Raw genomic sequence first — 21,420 nt, forward strand, 5'->3', positions numbered from 1 at the left:
TCCGCCGAGAGGGGGGGAGAGGCAAAACAGGGTCGAGCAGGAAAAAACCCCCCCCCCAAAAGAAACCGTGTGCCCCCGGCCCCCCCCCCCACACACCCCACCCCCCCCCCCCCCGGGCCGTGCCTGTCGTCACCGGAGCGGCACGGTCCCCGGCCTGCGCGTCCGGGGCGACCCGGGCGGCCGAAGAGGTGTGCTCAGGAGAGGCGTGCTCAGTTGAAGACCAGGACGTCGGTGCGCATCGGCAGCGCGCTGCCCCAGCCGATATTGATCTTGAACGTCACCAGCCCGTTGCCGGGGGCGATGCTCGACACCTGGAAGGGCGCCGCGCCGACGAACCGGTTCCCGTTGCCGTCGATCTCGGAGGCCGTGATGACGACCGTCGAGTCGATCCCGATGACGTTCCAGGCGATCTGGAGGTTGAACGTCCCGTTCCCCGGGGTCCACGTCCACCACCCCCGCCACACGGCGCCGACGTTGCCGCCGATCGCCGCGAGGCCCTGGTCCCGGTCGGCGGGCTGCGAACTGCTCGCGATCCGCGGCACCTCGATGGAGGAAGATTCGGCTGCGGCCATGACGGCTCCCCTCGCGCCGGGAGAGCTCCCATGAGCTCCCCGATACTTAGAGTGTCCAGTAATGTGCACAGCGTAACAATCACTCGTGCGAGTGAACCTCCGGCGCGCCTCCCCCGGTACTTCGTTACGGCCTCTGGTCGGGCGGTTCGATGGCGAGGGCGTGCCGGAAGATGTTGCACGGGTCCCAGCGGGCCTTGATCTGTTGCAGGCGGGGGTAGTTGTCCTTGTAGTACAGGGCGTGCCACGGGGTGCCGGAGGTGTTCCACGCCGGGTCGGCGAGGTCGGTGTCCGCGTAGTTGATGTAGGAGCCGTCACTGACCTCGCCGGGGACGGGGACGCCTCCGGTGTCGCGGTACACATCGCGGTAGAAGCCGCGGACCCAGGCCAGGTGGGCCGCGTCGTCCGACTCGTCGGCCCAGACGGTGTAGTAGACGGCTTTCATGACCGAGTCGCGCTGGGCGACGGCGGTGGCGTACGGGGGCACCGCGTTGACCTGGCCGCCGTAGCCGACGAGGAGCAGGCCGCACTCCGCACCGCCCGTGCCGTCCGTCAGGTACCGGTAGGCGGTCGCGAGTTGGGGGTCGGTGAGGGAGCGGCGCAGGTAGCCGGCCTTGTCCTTGTAGCGCCGGGTGATCGAGCTGCCGGCCTCGCCGGTCCCCGGCCAGGTGCTGGTGGGCAGCCAGGGCATGGTGCCCCGGAGGGTGGCTGGTTCGGTGGCACCCACGTCGGCGGTCACCGCGCGCACGAAGTCGGTGAGCACCGCGTCGGAACCCGGAACACCCGCGTCGATCTGCACGACCAGCTCAAGGGTGCCGGACTTGCGGTGTCCGGCGATGAGGACGGCATACAGGTTCGCCGCGGGGGTGCCCGGTTCGCTGTTGCGCTCGTGCCAGGCGCCGTAGTTGCGCAACAGGGTGGTGAACGCCCGTTCCGTCATCTTCTCGTCCCAGGTCCAGGCGACCAGGCACCTCCGCAGCTCGCCCGGGGCGCGCGGCAGGAGTGCCGCGGGGTCGCCGTGGGAGCGGGTGCCGGGGCCGGGGGCGTCGGGGCCGGGGGCGTCGGGGGTGTCGTGGGAGCGGAGCCAGTAGCGGGTCACGACGCCGAAGTTGCCACCACCGCCGCCGGTGTGGGCCCACCACAGGTCGTGGTTCGGATCGTCCGGGTCCCGGGTGGCGACCACCGCCCGGACGGTCCCGTCCCGGTCGGCCACCACCACCTCCACAGCGTGCAGGTAGTCCACGACCGAGCCGTAGGCGCGGGACAGCGGACCGTACCCGCCGCCGGCCAGATGCCCGCCCGCGCCCACCTCGGGGCAGCCGCCGGCCGGGATCGTCACACCCCAGCCCTTGAACAAGGCCCGGTACACGCGCCCGAGGGTCGCTCCCGGCTGCACCGCGAAGGCACCCATCACGGGGTCGAAGCCGACGGCGTCCATGGGAGAGAGGTCCAGCAGGAGCTGCACCGCCGGGTCGCCGGTGAAGTTCTCGAAACAGTGGCCACCGCTGCGCACGGCGATCCGGCGCCCGGAGCGGACGGCGTCGGCGACGGCCCGCACCACCTGCTCGGTGGAGCCGGCCAGGCGGATCTCCTCCGGCCGGCCGACGAAACGGTAGTTGTCGCCCCGCAGCAGGCTGTCGTAGCGGGAGTCATCGGGGCGGACCGTGACCGGCCCGAACGGCCGGCCCTCCGGCCCGCCCCCACCTCCCGCCGGACCACCTCCCGCTCCCGCCGGCCCCGGGCCTTGGCGGCCCGCCGCCTCGGCGGGCCCGACGGCCAGGCCGGCGACCGCACCGCCGACCGCCACCGCACCGGCCCGAGCGAGCAGGTGGCGACGCCCCAGCCGTTCGTCCGCCGACCAGTCCATCTCTTCCTCCGTTCACCACGACCATCCGTCAGCGCATGCTACCGGCGCTCACGGCATCCAAATATGCTTACCGTAACGACTATTGACGTAGAATCAGCAACGCTGATCGCCGACACGCCCAGCCCGCCCCCGGCGGACGTTCAGCGGGCGCCGCAGAAGACGGCGTCGAGGAACTTGATGCCCGCCTGGTTCTGCGCCGTCTGCTCGGCGTCATCGCCCCGCGGGGTGTAGGAGACGGCGACCTGGCGGTCGGCGGTGCCCCACAGCTGGGTGCTGAAGCCGAAGGTGCCGCCGTTGTGGCCCAGCACGGTGGTGCAGGAGAGCTGCGCCCGCGCCAGCCCCATCCCGTAGTCGATCTCGTGCGAGCCCGGCACGGTCTCGAGCATCGTGGTCATCTCGCGCTGCTCCGCCGGACGCAGCAACTTCCCGTTCAACAGGGCCTGCTGGAACCGGATCAGGTCATCGGTGGTGGAGATGATCTCTCCGGCGGCGCCCGCCCAGGAGGGGTTCTGGTCGGTGACGTCGATGTCGGTCTTCTTGACGTTTCCGGTGCCGGCGCCGTCCACGGTGGTCCAGTAACTGTGGGCGTGCGGGCCGGGGATCGTGGTGGAGCGGCCGGGGACCGTGGTCTTCGTCATCCCGAGCGGGCGCAGGATGCGCTGACCGACCTCCTGTCCGTAGGGGTGCCCGGTGACCTGCTCGATGATCAGGCCGAGGACGTCGAAGTTGGTGTTGGAGTAGCCCCATTGGGTGCCGGGCGCGAAGTACGGCGCGTGGGAGACGGAGGCGGTCACCAGCTGGCGCGCGGTGAACGTACGGTTCAACCCGCCCTGGGCCAGCCACGTCCGGAAGACGGCCGGGTCGTTGAGGTTGGGAAAGACGTCGGTGCCCTCGTTGGTGACGTCGAACAGGCCCGTGCGCTGGTTGAGCAGCTGGCGGACGGTGATGTTCTGCCCGTTGGGGACCAGCCCCGGCAGGTGGCTCGACACCGAGTCCTCCAGGCCGAGCCGGTGCTCGCCGACCAGTTGCAGCACCGTGGTGGCCACGAACGTCTTGGTGACGCTGCCGATCCGGAACCGGCCGTCACCACGGACGGGTGCCTGACCGACCAGGTCGGTCACCCCCGTGGTGCCGCGCCACCGCTGGTCACCGTCACGCACCTCGGCGATCGCGGACACCGCCTTGGCGTCGGTCAGCCCGTTGAGGGCGAGTTGCAGCGGACCGCCACGCGGGCGGACCGACGAAGCTGCGGAGTCCTCGGCTCCCGCCACAGCGGCGGAGGCGGGTGACGCGGACACCGCCAGGCAGAAGGCTGCGATCAGGGCACTGGTCAGACGACGAGACATGGGGCTTCCCTTCACTCGGGCGAACAGGAGTTCGCCACGAGTCAGCCTGTCAGCGCCGCCACCGAGGGAGCATCACTCCGGATGAGGACCCGTCCATCCTTCAACAGGCTTACGAAATCGACACCTTAGGACACCAAAGAGGTACGTGAGGGGTCGTCCGGCGGTCGCATCCGGGGATGCGCCCGCACGCCCGGCGAGTTGTGGCCGGGGGGAGCCTCTGGTCTGGTGGCTCCCGCCGGCGTCGGCACAAGGTCCCGCGCTTCGGCCGGTCAGCCGGTCAGCCGGCGCTGACGACCTGGCCGCAGACGATCGTTCCGTTGAGCGTGACCGTTTGACCGAGGTCGTAGGTGGCGGCCACCTCCGTGTTCGTCAGCGTGACCGTCCAGCTGTCGCCGGTCTTCGTCGCCTTGACGCCGGTCGCGTTGTTCTTCACGTAGCCGCCGACGTGGGCGGCGGTGCTGACCGGCATCATCCAGCCGGTGCCCGACTGGACGCCGGCGACGCTCGGGCCGCCGGCGTTCTGGTCCGACGGCGCCTGGAAGGACTCCAACTCGCCCTTGATGACGGTGCAGGTGCTGTCGGCGGCCTTGATGGAGCCCGACTCCACGCCGCTGAAGGTCACGTCGGCGCTGCCCTTGCCGGCCTTCCCCGGCGCGCCGGTGGGGGCGCCCGCCGCCGGGGGCGCTGCCGCGTCAGCCGTCGCCGCACCTGCGGACGTCGAGACCGCGGCCCCAGGTGCGGTGGCGCTCTTCGCCGAGCTCGACGATCCGCATCCGGCGAGGGATATCAGCGTCGCACCGGTTATGAGCCCGATGACGACACGTCGTCGGTGGAGTTCGGTCCGTGACATGTTCTCGCCCCTAGATCTCGCGTGTGAGTACTTGTCGATCACTGCGCAGAGTACGGCAGGCGGATGTCGGTCTCGGGATGCCGGCCGGATGCCGGGCCGGTGTTCTGCGCTGTGATCGCCATGCCCGGCACCATAGCCTGACGGTCTGACAAAAAGTGTTCGCGATCGAGTTGGTGGACACCGGTCCACCTGGCGGCAGAACGGCCGACCCTGACCCGCCACGCGGAAAACCGGATTCCTCCCCGGGCTGAAGGCCGGGACATCCCCCGACACCCGGGTGAAGCACCGCACGAGCGGTTCTTCGCCCCGGAGGGCCAGGCGGAGCGGATCCTCGTCGACTGAGCGTATGTCCCCTCCAGCAACGGCCGCCGGGCCGTACGCGGGCCTCCGGAGGTCGCGCGATGGCCTGATCGGCGGTTCCGTGTCCTGAGCCGGCGCGCTACCCGGTCAGCGCCGTGTGCAGGGGGCCCAGTAGGGAGAGGTCGTCGGTGGTGACGGTGAGGTGGGTGGCGCCGGCGGACCGCCAGGCCTCGGCGAGGGAGCGCCAGGTGTCCGGCCGGCCGGGGGCGGGGCGCAGGCGGGCCTCGACGCCGAAGGCGCTCCAGTCGCGGCCGGCTTCGGTCACCGCCGTCCGCAGTTCGGCGATGAGTGCGGCACCGCGGTCGACCCGGTTGGCGAGCAGGCCGGACATGGTGAAGCCGTCGGCGAGGGTGGCGATCCGGCGCAGTGAGCCCGGTCTTCCTCCGGTGCGCAGGGTACCGCCGCCCATCCAGAGGGGTACGGGACGCGGCCGGGGGGTGAGGGTGACGCCGGAGAACGCGACGTGCTCGCCGGCGAAGTCCGCGTCCGGCCGCGTCCACAGCAGGCGCAGCGCCTGGACCTGTTCCTCGAACAGTGCCGCACGGGTGCCCGGGGCGACGCCGAGGGCGGCGGACTCGGCGGGGTCGGATCCGATGGCGACGCCCAGCCGCAGCCGGTCGCCGCTGAGGTGGGCCAGTTGCGCGGCCTGCTTGGCGGCGAGCACCACCGGGCGGTGCGGCAGGATCGTCATCGCGGTGGCCAGCTCGATCCGGGTGGTGACGGCTGCCAGGAACGCCACCAGCGTCAGGCTCTCGTACGCGGGAACGTCGGACACCAGGTGTTCGGGGACGGACAGGTGGTCGTACCCGAGGCTCTCCGCGGTCACCGCGAACGCGCGGAGTCCGGCGGGTGAGAGGGTCGTCGGGACGGTCCAGCCGAGGCGGAGGGTCATTTGCGGAAGGCCTCCGGGTCGGCGGTGGAGACGAACACCGCGCGCGGGCGTTCGGCGGGCAGCAGCTGGGAGTTGAGGAGGTGGCGTAGCGCTTTCTCGCCGCCGGGGAGGGTGCCGGTGACCGACAGGTGGACGTGGAGGACTTGCGTGCCGTCCTCGTTCACCACCTCGGGCACGCAGTGCACGACCCCCGGGATGGCGTGCGCGGCCTGCCGGACGGTGTTCAGTGAGACCTTCTCGCCGCGCAGCACCACGAAGTCCGACAGGCGTCCGTGGAAGGTCAGATAGCCGTCGTCGATCGAGAAGGCGTCCCCGGTGGCGATGGTCCGCGGCCCCAGCAGGACTCTGCCGCTGTGCTGCCCGACCCGTCGCAGCAGGACGGTGCCGGATTCGACCAGCAGTTCTCCCACGTCGTCCTGCACCCCGCGCAGTGACGCGCGCACTCCCGGCAGCGGGCGGCCGACCGAGCCGTACCGGTGCGCGGGCTCGGCGTGCGCGGCCAGGGTCGACACGCGTGGTCCGGCCTCGGTGAGCCCGTAGGTCAGGTACAGCTCCGCGGAGGGCCGCGCGGCCAGCAGGTCGGCCACCTCCGCGGGTGTGAGCCGGTCCCCGCCGACCGCCAGTGCCCGCAGGCCGCGTGGCACGAGCCCGGGGTCGGCCAGCAGTTGGCGGGCGATCGTCGGGGTCACCGCCGAGTGGGTGACCCCGCGCGCGGTGACCGCGTCGCGGTACGCGGCCGGCGAGAACGGCGGCCCGTCGAGCACCAGCCGCGCCTTGGTCACGTACGCGGCGAACGCCTGCGCCACGAGGGCGTAGGAGTAGTACAGCGGCAGGTTCACCAGCAGGGTGTCGGCCGGGGTGATGCCCGTGGCCCCGGCGTGCAGGCGGGCGTTGTGCAGGAGCGAGGCCACCCGGTGCACGCACGCGCTGAACATCCCGGAGGTGCCGGAGGTGGACAGCAGGATCTCGCCCGGCCGGTACGGGGTGGTGGGGTGCCCGGTCGGCACGGCCAACGCGCCGCCCACCGGCAGCTGCGGCCCCGCGCCGGCCAGCCGGGTGGTCACCACGACGCCGGCCCCGACATGCCCGGCCAGCGCGCGCACCCGCTGCCACGGCGTGCTCGGCGGCACGGCCAGCGGCACCAGGCCCAGCAGCAGCGACGAGAGCAGCACGCGCAGCAGTTCGACTCCGTTGGTGAGGCAGAGCACGACCGCGTCGCCCGGTGCCAGGCCCAGCCCGGCCAGGTCCGCCAGCACGTCGTCCACCCCGGCCGGGGCGCCGCCGCCCGTACTGGCCGGGGTTGCCTCGACCCGGGTCAGGAAGTCGGCCACCTCGGACCGGGTGAGGCTGTTCACCGGTCGTCCCGGGCGCTGGTCAGGACCAGGCAGCGACACAACTTCCCCTCTCCCGCGGCGGGTTGCAGGCCGACCAGGAGCACGTGCCGGGCGTGGCCGTCCGCGAGCCAGCCGCCGAGCACCGTGAACGCGACGGGGGTGGCCCGGTCGGGGTGCGCCGCCAGCAGCAGGGACGGCCCGCGCAACCCGTGGCGCAGGGCGGGCAGCCCGGCCAGCACGCCCGGGTTCGCTCCGGCGAAGCGCAGTGGCGACACCCGGGACCTCGGCACCGAGTCGGCGATGCGGCGCATCGTCCGCTCGCTCCCGGTCGCGCTCATGACCAGGATCCCGGTGTCGGCGGCGTCGTCGAGCACGGGTTCGGCGCAGTCCGCCAGTGCCCGGTCCACGGTCTCGGCGACCAGCCAGGCCGCCGGGTCGGCGTAGAAGGACGGTTTGTTCACCGCGTACTCGTCCGGGTCGTCGGCGACGACCGTCGCCGAACCCAGCATCCGGGTGCCCGTCGGCACGTGTGTCACGCCCTCACCCCTTCGAACAGCAGGCACGTGTTGAACCCGCCGAACCCCAGCGTCAGGCTCAGTCCGGCGCCGGGGCCGACGGGTTGCGCCGATTCCGTGGCCAGCCGCAGCGGGGCCGCCGGATCGCGCAGCCCGAGGACCGGTGGGACCTGTCGGTGGCGCAGTGCCAGGACCGTCGCCACGGCCTCGATGGCCCCGGTCGCGCCCAGGCTGTGCCCGAACGCCCCCTTGGTGGCGAACACCAACGGGCCGTCGGCTCCGAACAGTTCCAGCAGGCTGCGCGCCTCGACCTCGTCGTTGAGCGGTGTGCCGGTGCCGTGGGCGTTGACCACCGCGATGTCCGCGGGTGCCAGGCCCGCGGAGGCCAGGCAGCGTTCGACGGCGCGCAGCACGGCGCGTCCGGACGGGTCCGGTGCGGTGAGCCCGGCGGCGTCGTTGGCCGCGCCGGCCCCGCGCAGCCGGGCGTGCACCCGGGCGCCGCGTTCCCGGGCGGAGTCGGGGTGTTCGACCACCACGAAGGCCGCGCCCTCGCCGAGCAGCATCCCGTCGCGCGTCCGGTCGAAGGCCCGCAGTCCGGTGGGGCTCATCGTGCCCAGCGCGGAGTGCCCGAGCCGCTTGGCCTCGGTGACCACGTCCACCCCGCCCGCCACGCAGACCCGCCGCTCGCCCGAGCGCACCAGGGCGTGCGCGACGGCGATCGCGTCCGACCCCGCGGAACAGGCGGTCATGACGCAGACCGGCGTGCCCGGGTGCCCGATGCCCGCCGCCGCGTCGTCGGCCCAGGCGTGCAGCGTCGGCTCCGCCTCGTCCAGGCAGGCGCCGAAGCTGGTGCCCAGGACGAGGCGGACCTCGGGGTCGGTGGTGGACAGGCCGGCATCCGCGAACGCGGCGGACAGCGTCCGTCCGGCGAGCGCGCGCTGGCGCTCGCCCGCCCTGGTCCCGTACGGCACCGACGCGATGACGGCGGCGGCGGTGTTGCGCAAGGAGTGCGGCGAGTGGACGGGCGCCAGCGCCGAATCGCCCGCGCACAGCCGTTCCCACACCGCCTCCTGGTCCCGGCCCAGCGGAGTGTCCCAGGCCAGTCCGGTGATCACCGGGGTCACCACGGCCGGGCCGCCGCGGGATCGACCTTCGTCCGGCTCATCGCGCCGCGGAACCCGGCGACCGACCGGCCCTCCACGGTCACCACGGCGGAGAAGGCGAAGGTGGGGCCGGACAGCCGGTCCGCGCGGACGTCGAGCACGACCTGGTCGCCGGGCACGACCGGGGCGAGGAACCGGGACTTGACCGTGCCGACCAGGGTGACCTCGTCGTCGGCGAGCGGATCGCTGCTCAACTGGTAGAGCAGGACGCCGGACTGGGCGAAGGCCTGCATGGTGTGGCTGCCGGGCAGGATCAGCCCCGGGGTCAGGCCGCGCTCGGGCAGGTGCCCGGACAGCGCGCCCATCTCCGCCGAGACGGCGAACATGCTGCGCAGGAACACGCCGGGTTCATGGTCCAGAACCCGGTCGATGAACAGGCGGGGGTGGCGTCCGCGCACCAGGGCCGCGATGGCCGAGGTGCCCAGCGGACGTGCCTCGCGGACCGTGACGGGAGGGGGTGCCGATTCGTTCGGGTGTCGCATCCGGGACGATTCCTCTCAGGGCCTGTCGCAGCGGTGCCGGCAGGGGCACCGCGCGCCGGGTGTCGGGGGCGACGGCGGCGAAGACGAGGTCGCCGGTCACCAGCGGGGTGCGGGTGCCGTCCTCCTCCTCCCGCAGCAGACGTACCGCGAGGGCGAACCAGGCCGCGCCGACGTGGTCGACCCGGGTGTCCCCGATGATCACGTCGCGGTACACGGCGCTGTTGAGGTAGGCCACCCGCAGGTCGGCGACCACCAGGTCGACGTTCGCCGCGCTGAAGGCGGTCAGACCCGCGTCGTGCGCTTCGAGGTGTTCGGTGCCCGCGGTCTCCATCAACGAGGTGTAGCGGGAGAAGTGCACGATCCCGGTCGCGTCGGTGTCGACGTGCTCGACCCGGGTGCGGAACCCCTCGCTCACCACAGGGCCCGGGCGCCCGCCGCCACCCGGTCCACGATCTCGTCGGCCTGCGTCCCGGTGGTGATCAGCGGCAGCACGATCCGCAGGGTGGGGTGGACGTAGCGCCGGCCGCCGGGGCGTTTGCCCGCGCCCGCCATGAACTCCGCGTACACGCCCGCTTCGATCAACTCCCGGCGCAGCACGCCGATCCGGTCGGCCGCCGCCGCGGTCAGTTCCACGCCGAACATGACCCCGCTCCCGCGGACCTCGGTGAACACGTCCGGGTGGCGGCCCACCAGGGCGTCGTCGAGATGCTTGGCCAGGTTCACGCCGACGTCGGCCGAGCCTCGCAGCAGCCCTTCGGTCTCGATGTGCTCGATGCCGTCGCGGATCACCGCACAGTTCGGTGGTCGCAGGTCGGAGGTGGTCACGGCGCCGGAGGAGCGGACGGCCAGCTCCTTGCGGGCGATCACCATCGAGGTGGACACCGCGCCCATGCCCAGGAACTTGCCGATGACGGTGATGTCGGTGGGAACCGGTCCGTCCGCGTCGCGCATGGCGAACCAGCCGCCGGTCTTGGCGAACGTCAGCACCTCGTCGGCCACCAGCAGCACGTCGTCGGCCGCGCACCGCCGCGCGAGTTCGCGCAGGTATCCGGGCGGAGGCGGGAGGATGCCCGCGTCGCCCTGGATCGGTTCGACGACGACGGCCAGCAGCCGGTCGGCGGACTCGGCGAAGTACTCCGTCAGGGCGTCGAGGTCGCCGAACGGGATGTGGTGGACCCGGACTCCGTACGGGCCGGTGGTGTCCGTGCCGGGCAGCCCGGCCCGGTAGTACCTGCGGTTGAGCAGCTGCACCAGGCCGCCGGTCCAGCCGTGCCAGGCGCCGTGGAAGGCGAGGATGGTGTCGCGCCGCTCCTTGCCCGGACGGTGGCGCAGCCGCCGGCCGTCGAAGCGGGATTCCAGCACGAGTCGCAGCGCCAACTCGTTGCCCTCCGAGCCGGAGTTGCGTCCGCTGACGTGGTACCGCCCCGCGGGGAAGTGGTCGGTCCACAACCCGCCGGGGCCGAGGAGCCGGTCGAGGAGCTCCGCCCGTTCCAGCGAGCCCAGTTCGTCGGTGACGTTGCCGACTCCGGTGCCGCGCGCCAGCGCCGCTCGTACGACGGGGTGGTCGCCGCCCAGGGTGGCGCTGGCGTAGCCGCCGCTGGCATCCAGCAACCGCAGCCGCCTGCCCCGGTGTTCCGGGCTCAGATCGACCACGTCGAGGTGCAGACCGCTGCCGCCCACGCAGGCGAACGGGAGCCGGGCCGCCCCGTAGTGGTTGAGGTGCAGGTCCGTGCCGCGCGACAGCACACCGGTCCGGTCCCCGGCGTGGTCGTCGGCGCCGACCGGGGCCGTGCTCACGCGGTGGCCGAGGGGCGGTCGGCCCCCGACAGCCGCTCGACCAGCGTCAGCACATCACCGAGGGTGGACAACTCCCCCGCCGCGATGGCCTCGTCGGGGATGCTGATGTCGAACGCCTCTTCACACTGCACGCGCAGTTCCACGAAACCGAGCGAGTCCATGCCGTAATTCTCGCGCAGCCTGTCGTCGAGTCGCATCCGGTCGATCGGCACCTCCACCAACACCTCGGAGTGCAGAATTCGCTTGATGGTCTGCAAAGGATTCACCAGAACTTCCCCTCTGGGTGGGTTCATTCGAACAGGCTGCGACCGGACGTCCGGCGTGCGGAAAGGCGAGCGAGATCGCGGAAACGGTCGGGCCGAAAGTGGGCCGACGCTGATCGAAATTAAGGCGGTGTCAGCCATTCACGCTTTATCGAAGCTAGCCGAGGCTTTATCGCCTGTCAATGGTCCCCGATTTACCCGCCATGCGGCTTGGAACGCCGGAATCGACGATTCTTTTGCACGTTAGTTCGACGGCGATTCGGCCATTCACGAGCACACGGTCCCTTTACCTGCGAAAACCAGCCCGCAGCGCGCCTCCCGGACGGGTCGGGATCGATGGACAGGCGACAGTTATGCACCTTTTACACTATTTGAGACACATCTCCGCCTGGCGCATATGCTTCTTGTCCTGGTGAATCGTCCCGAACTAGCCTGAGGTCGTCCATTTGTCTGGATGGACGCACAGCGCGGGAACGGGTACGCCATCGGGCCCCCGGCGGCGGCGCAGGCCTCGCACCCGGCTCCCTCCCAGTTCACTGCAAGCGCACCATCTGATGACGCTGACTACTTCTGCTTCCTGCCGACCGAAGTCCACGCCCCTTGCACGGCCGTCGGCAGACTCCTTCGAAGGAGCTTCGAAAGTCATGAGTGTCACCCCGGACGCCCTGCGCGGCGTCACCGTGTTCGTTGGCGGCCCGATCCAGCACGCCTTGGTGCCCGGCGGGATGGCGGCGCCGATCCACGATTTCCTGAGACTGACCATCGACCAGTCGCAGCAGGCCGGCGCCACCGTGCTGTCCGCGCACGTGGCCGAACGATTCGGTGCCGACACCGCTTCGTTCACCCCCGAGGAGGTGTCCGTGCGCGACTACGCGTGGATGCGCGAATGCGATGTGTTCGTGCCGGTACTGCCGGTGCTCGACGGCACCTTGCTGCGCACGGACGGCACGCACATCGAACTGGGGTGGGCCAGCGCGCTGGGCCGCCCCATCGTGGGCATCACCGACCAGCCCTTCGCCGAGTCGGCCAGCCACCTGCTCAAGGGGCTCGCCCAGGTCGCGTCCGCGACGTTCCTGTCCGCCAAGGAGATCGCCAAGGACCCGGCGCTGCTGGTCGACGGCGTGCTCGCGGCGCTGGGCCGGACCAGGGCGGCGGCCTGACATGGCGGCCCCGACCCACCTGCTGGGAATGCACCTGGCCAACCCTGTCGTGGTCGGCTCCGGCCTGCTCACCGACCAGGAGCGCAACATCCGCAGGCTGCTGGACGCCGGCGCGGGCGCGGTGGTCACCAAGACCATCCACCCCAACCCGCCGATCGGCCTGGACGAACGCCTCGTCAGACTGCCCACCGGAATGATCAACAGCACCACCTACTCCAAACGGTCCGTCGATCACTGGGTGCGCATCCTGCGCGACCTGACCCGGGACGGGCTGCCGGTCATCGCGTCGCTGCACGCCGACAGCCCGGCGGAACTCGCCGAGTTGGCGGCCCGGGTGGAGGCGACGGGCTGCCGGGCGCTGGAACTGGGCATCTCCTGCCTCAACGAGGAGGACGGCCTCGACGACACTCCCGAGCGGGTGCACGCCTACACCGCGGCCACCCGCGCCGCGACGCGGGTGCCCTTCTCGGTCAAGCTGGCCAGCGGCGAAGGCCTGCACGCCCGGGCGTTCGCCGCCGCCCGCGCCGGCGCCGACGCGGTGACCATCAGCGACACCCTGCCCGCCGCCGCCGTGCACCCGGAGACCGGCGACCTCCAACTCGGCGGCGTGTTCGGCTACTCCGGACCGGGCATCAAGCCGCTCGTACTGGCCTCCCTGTGGAAGCTGCGCCGAGCCGGGTTCACCCTTCCCGTGCTGGCCTCCGGCGGCGTGCAGTCGGGCCGGGACGTGCACGACTACCTGGCGGTCGGCGCGGTGGCGGCCCAGGTGTACACCGCGCTGCACACCGACATGTACCACACGCTCGCCCGGATCGTGACCGAGACCACCGGGACGGGGAACACCGGCCACGGCCTCGCACCCGTCACCGGAGCGGACCGGTCCGAGCAGGTGCAGCCGTGACCCCCCGCAGCTCCGGGCCGCAACTGTGCGACCTGAGCAGCGCCGACGTCCTGGCGGCCACCGCCGGGCGGACCGTGGTGTGGCCGGTGGGGGCCACCGAACAGCACGGTCCGCACCTGCCGCTGTCCGTGGACACCGTGCTCGCCGACGCGTTCGCCCGGCAGATCGCCTACGAGCTGAACGCCCTGACCCTGCCGGCGCAGTCCATCGCGGCGCGGTCGCTGCCGCAGAGCGGCGGCGGCCTGGCCTTCCCCGGCACCGTCTACGTGCGCGGTCGGTCCCTGCTGGCCTTCCTGGAGGACGTGCTGGAGTCGTTGTGCGCCCTGCCCTGGCACCGACTGCTGGTCGTCAACGGCCACTTCGAGAACGAGCCGTTCCTCTTCGAGGCCCTCGACGAGGTGGGCCGACGGCCGGCGGCCGCGGGCAAGGAGTTCATCGCGCTGAGCTGGTGGAGCCTGGTCGACCAGGACTGGCTGGCCGGGCGGGTGCCGCTCTTTCCGGGGTGGCACGCCGAGCACGCGGGGATCACCGAGACCAGCCTGATGCTCTACCTCCGCCCGGACCTGGTCTCGGCCGCCCGGCCCGACCACGCCGACCCACCCCGCCCGGGGATCTACCTGCACCCCGCCGACGTGAACCGCACTACCAACCAAGGCGTCCTGTCCAGCACTTCGGGCGCCACCGTCGCCCTGGGCAAGGAACTCTTCTGGCACGTGGTCGCGGCCGCGGTCGACCTGGTGTCCCGGGGCGACGGACTTCTGCACGATCTGCACGAGGAGAAGCCTTGACCGTACCCACCCTCTGCGTGAGCAACGCCGTCGACACCCTGCGCGACTTCGCCGTCCGCGCCGGCGACGTCGACGAGCTGCTCTCGGAGTGCTACGCCCAGCAGGACCAGGCGCTGTTCTGGGGGCCGCTGGACAAGATGCTCATCACCTACGAGCCGATCGGAGACCTGGACTGGCAGCGGAAGTTCCTGGAGATCGACGGTGTGGTGAACCTCAGCCCGGCGGGCCGCACCGGCTCGCTGTTCGCCGACATGCTCGCCGATCCCGAGCTGATGGCCGCCGTGGCCGCCCACGCCGGACCGGGCCGCAGACTCCGGCTGATCCCGCACACCACCACCGCCGACCTGTGGCGGTTCACCGAGGCCCTGCGCACCCGGTACGACGTGGTGACCGAACTGCCGGAGAGCCCGCCGCAGCAGGCCCTCCGGGACCTGCTGGACACCAAGACCGGCCTGCGCGACCTGGCCGCCGACCTCGGCATGACCGACGGACCCTGCCGCATCCCGCCCGGTACGCACTGCGCCGGGAAACAGGACGTGCCGGCCGCGGTCCGGGACATGCTCGCGACCGGCACACCGTGCATCGTCAAGGCGGACCGCGGCGAGGCGAGCCTCGGCCTGCTGATCTTCCGGCCCGGCGACGACGACATCGCCGAACGCCTGGCCGGGAGCACCTTCTACGACGAGGACCCGGTGGTCGTCGAGGAGTTCCTCGACGGCGACATCACCTTCCCGTCCGTGGAGTACATGGTGCCCGCGGACGCCCCGCCCCACCTCTGCTACACGACCGACATGCTGTTCGAGGGCGCCACGCACCTGCGCGGCAACGTCACCGCGCGGGAGCTGCGCCGCGCCTGGTGGTACCGCCCGCTGACCGAGGGCGGGCTCCGGCTGGCCGAGGAGATGCAACGGCGCGGCTACCGCGGGCGCTTCGGCATCGACGCGATCGCCCGCGACGGCGTCGTCTACCTGCACGACCTCAACGCCCGCCGCACCGGGTCGAGCCACGTGCACGAATTCGGCGAGCACCTCATCGGCCCCGGCTACCTCGACACCCACGCGGTCGGCAACTACGACTTCTACGGCCTTCCGACCGGGCTGTACCTGCCGGAAGTGCTGCGCCTGCTCGGACCGCTCGTGGCCTCGCCCCGACACGCCGACCGGGGTGTGGTCCCGACCGAGCTGACGGACCTTCAAACTGGCAGACTGAGCTGCATGTTCTACGCCCCCAGCCTCGCCGAGCTGCACGACCTGATCGACAGAGCCAGGACGGCTCTGGACCTCGGCCGGTGAGCAGCCCGCTGCCCGTGGTCGGGACGGCCCGGCGCTGGCTGGTGCTGACCGTGGTGCTGCTGTGCTTCCTGCCCGCCGCCGTGGACGTCACCATCCTCACCATCACCGTCCCGACCCTCGCCCACGAACTGCGGGCGTCCCCGACCGAACTGCTGTGGGCGGTCGACGTGTACTCGCTCCTGATGGTCGGACTGGTGCTGGTCAGCGGGCCGTTGGGCGACCGGATCGGGCACAAGCGGCTGCTGCTGGCCGGACTGGCCGTCTTCAGCGCGGCCTCGGCGCTGTGCGCGGCGGCACCGAACCCGCCGGCCCTGATCGGCGCCCGGGCACTGCTGGCGATCGGCGCGTCGATGATCATCCCGGCCACGCTGGCGCTGATCCGGCAGACCTTCGGCGACGGCCGCGACCACGCGGTGGCCATCGGGGCGTGGAGCGCGGTCGCCGCCGGCGCCTCGGCGCTGGGACCGGTGGCCGGCGGCTTCCTGCTCCAGCACTTCTGGTGGGGCTCGATCTTCCTGGTCAACCTGCCGATCGTGGCACTGGCCGTACCCGCCGTGGCACTGCTGCTGCGCAACGAGGTCGAGTCCGAGCGGCAACCGTGGGAGGCCACCTCGCCCCTGCTCTCGATGGTGGGGTTCCTGGGCTGCGCCTACGCCATCATCGCCTTCACCCACGACGGCGTCGGCATCCCGGAGGTGGTGCTGCCGGCGGCGGCGGGCCTGACCGCGCTGGTGCTGTTCGTGCGACGGCAGCAGCGGATGCCGCACCCGATGCTGGACCTGTCCCTGTTCCGGCTGCCCGGGCTGCGCGCCGGAGTGGTGGCCTCGGTACTGCCGGTGCTGGTGATGGTCGGCTTCGAACTCCAACTGGTGCAGTACCTGCAGATCGCCAAGGGACTGTCGGCGGAGGCCGCCGCGCTGTACCTGATCCCGATGCCGTTGGCCGCGACGGTCGCGGGGCCGGTGGGCGGACTGCTCCTCTCCCGCCTGGGACAACCGCGCGCGGGCGTGCCCGCCGGCCTGCTGCTCGCGGCGACCGGATACGTCCTGGTCGCCTCCGGCACGGTGGCCCCGCTCGGGCTGGCCCTGATCGGGTTCGGCCACGGCCTGGTCCAGATGGTCGCCTCGAACCTGATCATGACCACCGCGCCGTCCTCCCTGGCAGGCGCGGCGGCGGGCATCGAGTCCGTCGCCTACGAGGCCGGCGCCGGCCTGGGGATCGCCGTCTTCGGCACGGTCACCACGGTGGCCTACCGACTGCTCCTCCCCCCGGGCACGTCATCGTCCCCGCTGGACGCGGGCGCCTCCCCGGAAACCGCCCGGGCCTTCACCGAGGCCTTCCACTCCACCACCTGGCTGGCTGCCGCCCTCACCCTGGCCACGATCCTCCCGGCCACCGCGAGGAGGGCGTCGGCGCGGTCCGGAACACCCGGCGCAGCCACGAACGCCTCGACTTCCCCGATCCCGTCGAGTCCGGGGACGAGCACCATTTCGGGGACGAGCAGCACTTCGGGGACGAGCACCGCGCCGAGTAGGAAACAGCCGAACGAACGGACCTGAAAGCCCGTCAAGCAGACCCCGACGGCGCCCTCACTACTGCTGCCCGGATGCCGGTAGCGTTGAGGCCGTCCGCGATCCCGAGCACGTCACCCAGGACCCGCCCTACGTCGTGGTCGGTGTGGACGGCAGCCCTCGCGGCGCCCGAGCCATGGCTCTTCGTGTCCGTCATGTCGACCGCGCTTGAATACGCGGCACCTCGACCTGCGGGCCTACCAGTCCCGGGGCCGGAGCCTTCACTGCGTGATGAGGACGGCGGCTCCGGTGATCCGGTCCGCCGCGAGGTCGGCCAGCGCGGCGTCGGCACGGTTCATGGGGTAGCGCTGCACGTGCACCGCCGGGTGGTGCCGGGCGACTTCCGCGAGGTAGGCGAGACCGTCCTCACGGGTGTTGGCGGTGACGCTGCGCAGACTGCGCTCCTGGAAGAGGTGCCGCTGGTAGTCGAGGGCGGGAACGTCGGTGAGGTGGATCCCGGCCACCGCCAGCGTGCCGCCGCGGTCCAGCGCGGCGAGCGCGACCGGCACCAGGTCGCCGACCGGGGCGAACAGGATCGCCGAGTCGAGGGGTTCGGGCGGTGTGCCGTAGGCGTCGCCGACGGAGGACGCGCCCAGCTCCAGGGCCAGGCGCCGGGCGCTCGCGGCCCGGGTGAGGACGTGCACGGTGGCGCCCCGGGCGAGCGCGAGCTGCGCGGTGAGGTGCCCGGAGGCGCCGAGGCCGTAGATGCCCAGCCGTCCGCCGGGCGGCAGCTGCGCGCGTTCCAGGGCGCGGTAGCCGATGATGCCGGCGCACAGCAGCGGGGCGAGGTCCTCGTCGGGCGGCCCCTCGGGGAGCGGGTAGGCGTACCCGGCGTCCACGAGGGTGTGTCCGGCGTAGCCGCCCTGGACGTCCCAACCGGTGTACCGGGAGTTCGGGCAGAGGTTCTCGCGGCCGGCCCGGCAGTACCGGCAGTCGCCGCAGGTGCTCGCGAGCCAGGCCGCGCCGACCCGGTCGCCGGGAGAGAAGTCCCGCACCTCCCGGCCCGTGCTCAGCACCCGGCCGACGATCTCGTGCCCCGGTGTGCAGGCGGGCCGGTGCGGCGGAAGGTCGCCCTCGGCCAGGTGCAGATCGGTGCGGCACACTCCACAGGCCCCGACCTCGATCAACAACTCCTGGGGTCCGGGCGGTTCCAGCATCCGCTCCACCCGGCGCAGCGGGGACGAGCACATCGGGCCGGGGCGCTCCACCACCCAGGCCGTGGTGCGCTGCCCTGCACTTTCGGCTGCTGTCATGGCCATTCCTCCGACAGGGGTCTTCCGCGGTCGGCGCCGCCTGCTCACACCTCGGTCGAGGCCGACCGCGTTGAGCGCGGTGCGAACGCGTGCCGCCCCGAGCGGTCCGGAGCGGGAGCCGATCGCGGGACGTCACAGGAGGGGTCGGCCGGTCGGGAGCGGAGCGCCGTCCGCCACTGACCGTGGTCACCCGCCTGTCCGTGCGCCTTCCGTCGGGACGCCCGCGGCGGCCAGGAGCTCGGTGGCGGTGCGGGTGTTGGCCGGTTCGCATGCCGCCGTCATCAGCCACTCGGCGGTCGGGGCCTCGGTCTCGGGGGGAATCACCAGGAGGTCCAGTCGCCGGGGCACGAAGGAGCACACCACCACCTCCTCCGCGTCCTGTTCCTGTTCGAACCAGCCGACGTGGATGACATGGCCGGTGACCGGGACGCGCCGGGGGATGACCGGCCAGTGCGCCGGGTTCACGGTGACGCGGAGGATCTCTCCCCACGACGGGGCCAGCGTCGCCGCCAGCGGGGGGAGTTCACGAAGGAGGTCGTGGGAACGGGGCCACCAGGCCCCGCCCAGCCGCCCCGGGGCGACGCCCTCGGGGACCAGCGAGAGCCGCGCGGGCGGCTCCGGGTGGGACGCCCGGGCGCCGCCGGGCTCGGAGGTTGCGGTCATGTCGGAACACCTGCCCTTGGCTCGCCTGGGTCGGCCTGACGCTGTCGCCGGGGCACCACGGACCGAACCCGCAGGCCGCGGACAGTGGCTCTTCCACCGTACTCCGGACGCCGGCGGCGCCCCGGGGGAAGAGGAGCGGCGGGCGGATGGGCCGACCGGGCGCGGGGAGGCACCCCGCCCGATCAGGTGCGCTCGGTTTCGGTGACGGCGGGCGGCTGCTGCTCGCGAGCCGCAGGCCTCGACCGTCCGCGGTTCGGTGTCATGACGCCCCCGCCCGGTGCCCTTCCACCGCCCGGCGGACCTCGGCGACGACGCGCGGCACCGCGTCGACGACAGCCGGGCTCAGGCCCTCGCCGATCGAGAAGTCCACGCCCTCCACCGCGACGATTCACCTGGCCCGGCCGCGGGTGGGAGGTTCCCGCACCCTCTCCCCCGTTCCCGCCCACAGGCCCCGCCCTACCCGGACGGATGGTTCTGCCTGGGCGCGGGCGACGAATGGAAGCCCGGCACGGTACGCACCCGCAGGCTCAAGGACGAGGACGTGGCGCGCAGCTCAGCCCTCCCACGGCCCAGGGGCCCGTCGCCACCGTCCACCTCCAGTTCCGCGACAGTCCGCTGCCGCTCCTGGGGAACCTGGTCACGGAGTTGGAGGCGACCCCCTACGGACTCGGCGCGGACCGGGAGTAGGCCGTAGTGGAGAACGCCATCTCACTGGTCGGTACCGTCGCCTCGCCAATGGACTGCCCACCAGACCCGGCAGGCGCAGACGTTGCACACCGCCGCCCGGCCGCCACCGGTTCGCACGGCGGGTAAGCCATCGCCGGAAGGTGTCCGGGCGGTCTGCCGCGGCGCTCTTCGGGTGATCCGGATCTGCCGGGCGTGCCGACGCCGTCGCCTGTGCGTTGGACGGGCGTATCCGCGTGTCGGCCGCCGTGGCCGGCCCCTGACTCTGGAGTGCGCTGTGAAGAAGTCCCCCGTGCGCCTTGCCGCCGTCGCCGTCCTGGCGTTCGCGGCGCTGGCCCCCTCCTCGGCCTCGGCCCAGGCGCCCGGTGCGCTGCTCCCGCCGCTCCAACTGCGCGGCGGGACGCCCTTCGACTACTGCCTGACCGATACCGCCGCCAAGGCCCTCTCCGACGCCGGCGTCACCTTCGACGCGGTCGCACCCGCGACACTGGTCACCCTGAACGGCCACCAGTGCATGCACTCGATGCTCGACAGCGGCGAGATCAACACCGACCTGTCCGGCCTCACCGGCCGGGCCCGAGGCGGCTTCGCCTTCCAACGCGACGGGCAGCGCTCCGAGTTCGCAAACCTGGAGCTGGCGATGAAGCTCGACCGCACCAGCGTCATCACCACCGAGCACCTCGGCCGGCGCATCGACACGCTCACCGTCACCGACGAGGGCATCAGGCTCTCCCTGACCAAGGTCAGCGCCGAGAACACCCCCGTCAACCTGGCCGCGCCGGCCGCGAACGCCCTCTCCCAGGAGTTCGGCACCAGTCCGCTCGCCACCGGGGAACAGCTCTTCTCCGCCACCCTCAGCTTCGACGTCCTCCAGGGACTCACCGGACTCAGCACCGGCCTGTAGGGCGGACGCGGTCTGGGCGGCCCGCGGAGGCCGCGCCCCTTGAAGCACCCGCCCCGGGTCAGCCGAGCGAGGATCCGGCTGCGCCGAGGGTGTCCCGCAGCCACTGCTCGACGCCTGCCACGTGCACCGTCGCCCAGGCGTGCGCGACGTCGGGGCGGCGGTGGGCGATGGCGTCGAGGATGGCGCGGTGCTGCTGGCGGGTCCGCTCGACCGCGCCTTCCTCGGTCAGCCCGCGCCAGATCCTCGCCCGGGCGGTCGGGCCGGACAGACCGTCGACGAGCGAGCACAGGACGGTGTTGCCCGAACCGGCCGCGATCCTGTGGTGGAACTCCAGGTCGTTGTCGATCAGCTCTTGCAGGGGGGCGTCGTCACGCAGGCTCTCCAGGACCTCTCCGAGCGCGGCGATGTCCTCGTCCGGCATCACTCGGGCGGCCATGGCCGCGGCGGCGGGCTCCAGGATGCGGCGGACCTCCAGGAACTCCAGCACCGAGTCGTCCTGGTGGAAGTCGACGACGAAGCCCAGCGCGTCCAGCAGCAGGTTGGGCTCCAGACTCGTCACGTACGTGCCGTCTCCCTGGCGTACGTCGAGCACCCGGATGAGCGAGAGAGCTTTCACCGCCTCACGCAGGGAGTTGCGCGACAGACCGAGCCGCTCGGCCAGGTCGGCCTCCTTGGGGAGTCGCGAACCGGGGCGCAGCTCACCACTGACGATCATGGCTTTGATCTTCTCGATCGCCAAGTCGGTGACTGGCACGCCGATGCCTCC

Annotated in this window: 21 protein-coding genes; 6 read left to right on the plus strand and 15 right to left on the minus strand. The window is 72.2% G+C overall.

Annotated elements, in window-relative coordinates:
• Positions 1–209: 209 nt before the first annotated feature.
• From AC07BF_RS21825 to AC07BF_RS21880, 12 genes are all read right to left on the minus strand, one after another.
• Positions 210–572 (minus strand): hypothetical protein, encoded by a 363-nt coding sequence (locus AC07BF_RS21825; RefSeq protein ID WP_363581267.1) that lies wholly within the window; start codon positions 570–572, stop codon positions 210–212.
• A gap of 124 nt (positions 573–696) precedes the next feature.
• Complete coding sequence (locus AC07BF_RS21830) at positions 697–2,436, minus strand: FAD-binding oxidoreductase (RefSeq protein WP_400809234.1); 1,740 nt, start codon at positions 2,434–2,436, stop codon at positions 697–699.
• A gap of 140 nt (positions 2,437–2,576) precedes the next feature.
• Positions 2,577–3,782: a serine hydrolase domain-containing protein gene (locus AC07BF_RS21835; protein ID WP_400809237.1), complete on the minus strand. Its 1,206-nt coding sequence runs from the start codon at positions 3,780–3,782 to the stop codon at positions 2,577–2,579.
• Between the two features lie 277 nt (positions 3,783–4,059).
• Positions 4,060–4,404 carry a hypothetical protein gene (locus tag AC07BF_RS21840; protein ID WP_400809240.1) on the minus strand — a complete coding sequence of 115 codons (345 nt, stop codon included), beginning with the start codon at positions 4,402–4,404 and terminating at the stop codon, positions 4,060–4,062.
• A gap of 667 nt (positions 4,405–5,071) precedes the next feature.
• Positions 5,072–5,884 (minus strand): TIGR03619 family F420-dependent LLM class oxidoreductase, encoded by an 813-nt coding sequence (locus AC07BF_RS21845; protein ID WP_363630776.1) that lies wholly within the window; start codon positions 5,882–5,884, stop codon positions 5,072–5,074.
• On the minus strand, positions 5,881–7,239 hold the full coding sequence (locus tag AC07BF_RS21850; RefSeq protein ID WP_363581258.1) for a class I adenylate-forming enzyme family protein: 1,359 nt from the start codon (positions 7,237–7,239) through the stop codon (positions 5,881–5,883). Before AC07BF_RS21850 ends, AC07BF_RS21845 begins: the two co-directional genes overlap by 4 nt.
• Entirely contained in the window at positions 7,236–7,754 is a 519-nt protein-coding gene (locus tag AC07BF_RS21855) for a beta-ketoacyl-[acyl-carrier-protein] synthase family protein (protein WP_400809245.1), read from the minus strand. Before AC07BF_RS21855 ends, AC07BF_RS21850 begins: the two co-directional genes overlap by 4 nt.
• Positions 7,751–8,848 (minus strand): beta-ketoacyl synthase N-terminal-like domain-containing protein, encoded by a 1,098-nt coding sequence (locus AC07BF_RS21860; RefSeq protein ID WP_478333787.1) that lies wholly within the window; start codon positions 8,846–8,848, stop codon positions 7,751–7,753. Before AC07BF_RS21860 ends, AC07BF_RS21855 begins: the two co-directional genes overlap by 4 nt.
• A gap of 5 nt (positions 8,849–8,853) precedes the next feature.
• The gene (locus AC07BF_RS21865) at positions 8,854–9,237 is read right to left on the minus strand and encodes a 3-hydroxyacyl-ACP dehydratase FabZ family protein (protein ID WP_350876226.1); all 384 of its coding nucleotides are present in this window, start codon (positions 9,235–9,237) and stop codon (positions 8,854–8,856) included.
• 7 nt (positions 9,238–9,244) lie between these two features.
• A complete protein-coding gene (locus AC07BF_RS21870; RefSeq protein WP_363623495.1) occupies positions 9,245–9,793 on the minus strand; it encodes an acyl-CoA thioesterase in 549 nt (182 codons plus the stop codon).
• On the minus strand, positions 9,790–11,175 hold the full coding sequence (locus AC07BF_RS21875; RefSeq protein WP_478333788.1) for an aminotransferase class III-fold pyridoxal phosphate-dependent enzyme: 1,386 nt from the start codon (positions 11,173–11,175) through the stop codon (positions 9,790–9,792). Before AC07BF_RS21875 ends, AC07BF_RS21870 begins: the two co-directional genes overlap by 4 nt.
• Positions 11,172–11,579: an acyl carrier protein gene (locus AC07BF_RS21880; RefSeq protein ID WP_363623492.1), complete on the minus strand. Its 408-nt coding sequence runs from the start codon at positions 11,577–11,579 to the stop codon at positions 11,172–11,174. The genes AC07BF_RS21875 and AC07BF_RS21880 overlap by 4 nt, the downstream gene beginning before the upstream one ends.
• A gap of 503 nt (positions 11,580–12,082) precedes the next feature.
• On the opposite strand from AC07BF_RS21880, the gene AC07BF_RS21885 reads away from it, so the two are divergent.
• From AC07BF_RS21885 to AC07BF_RS21905, 5 genes are read left to right on the plus strand one after another with little or no spacing between them, the layout of a single operon-like run.
• Entirely contained in the window at positions 12,083–12,598 is a 516-nt protein-coding gene (locus AC07BF_RS21885; RefSeq protein WP_363581246.1) for a hypothetical protein, read from the plus strand.
• 1 nt (position 12,599) lies between these two features.
• Positions 12,600–13,499 carry a beta/alpha barrel domain-containing protein gene (locus tag AC07BF_RS21890; protein ID WP_478333789.1) on the plus strand — a complete coding sequence of 300 codons (900 nt, stop codon included), beginning with the start codon at positions 12,600–12,602 and terminating at the stop codon, positions 13,497–13,499.
• Complete coding sequence (locus AC07BF_RS21895) at positions 13,496–14,287, plus strand: creatininase family protein (RefSeq protein ID WP_478333790.1); 792 nt, start codon at positions 13,496–13,498, stop codon at positions 14,285–14,287. The genes AC07BF_RS21890 and AC07BF_RS21895 overlap by 4 nt, the downstream gene beginning before the upstream one ends.
• Positions 14,284–15,579 (plus strand): ATP-grasp domain-containing protein, encoded by a 1,296-nt coding sequence (locus tag AC07BF_RS21900; RefSeq protein ID WP_478333791.1) that lies wholly within the window; start codon positions 14,284–14,286, stop codon positions 15,577–15,579. The genes AC07BF_RS21895 and AC07BF_RS21900 overlap by 4 nt, the downstream gene beginning before the upstream one ends.
• Complete coding sequence (locus AC07BF_RS21905) at positions 15,576–17,138, plus strand: MFS transporter (protein WP_478333792.1); 1,563 nt, start codon at positions 15,576–15,578, stop codon at positions 17,136–17,138. The genes AC07BF_RS21900 and AC07BF_RS21905 overlap by 4 nt, the downstream gene beginning before the upstream one ends.
• 233 nt (positions 17,139–17,371) lie before the next feature.
• Here the strand turns inward: AC07BF_RS21905 and AC07BF_RS21910 are convergent, their stop codons facing one another.
• Both AC07BF_RS21910 and AC07BF_RS21915 read right to left on the minus strand, forming a co-directional pair.
• Entirely contained in the window at positions 17,372–18,403 is a 1,032-nt protein-coding gene (locus AC07BF_RS21910) for a zinc-dependent alcohol dehydrogenase family protein (protein WP_363581237.1), read from the minus strand.
• 186 nt (positions 18,404–18,589) lie between these two features.
• Positions 18,590–19,066, minus strand: coding sequence for a DUF5994 family protein (locus AC07BF_RS21915; RefSeq protein ID WP_478333793.1), 477 nt, complete (start codon positions 19,064–19,066; stop codon positions 18,590–18,592).
• 961 nt (positions 19,067–20,027) lie between these two features.
• On the opposite strand from AC07BF_RS21915, the gene AC07BF_RS21920 reads away from it, so the two are divergent.
• A complete protein-coding gene (locus AC07BF_RS21920) occupies positions 20,028–20,654 on the plus strand; it encodes a hypothetical protein (RefSeq protein WP_363581233.1) in 627 nt (208 codons plus the stop codon).
• 58 nt (positions 20,655–20,712) lie between these two features.
• On the opposite strand, the gene AC07BF_RS21925 is transcribed toward AC07BF_RS21920, so the two are convergent.
• Positions 20,713–21,408 carry a FadR/GntR family transcriptional regulator gene (locus tag AC07BF_RS21925; protein WP_478333794.1) on the minus strand — a complete coding sequence of 232 codons (696 nt, stop codon included), beginning with the start codon at positions 21,406–21,408 and terminating at the stop codon, positions 20,713–20,715.
• Positions 21,409–21,420: the final 12 nt, after the last annotated feature.

It is taken from the genome of Kitasatospora sp. NPDC043950, from assembly GCF_056435345.1.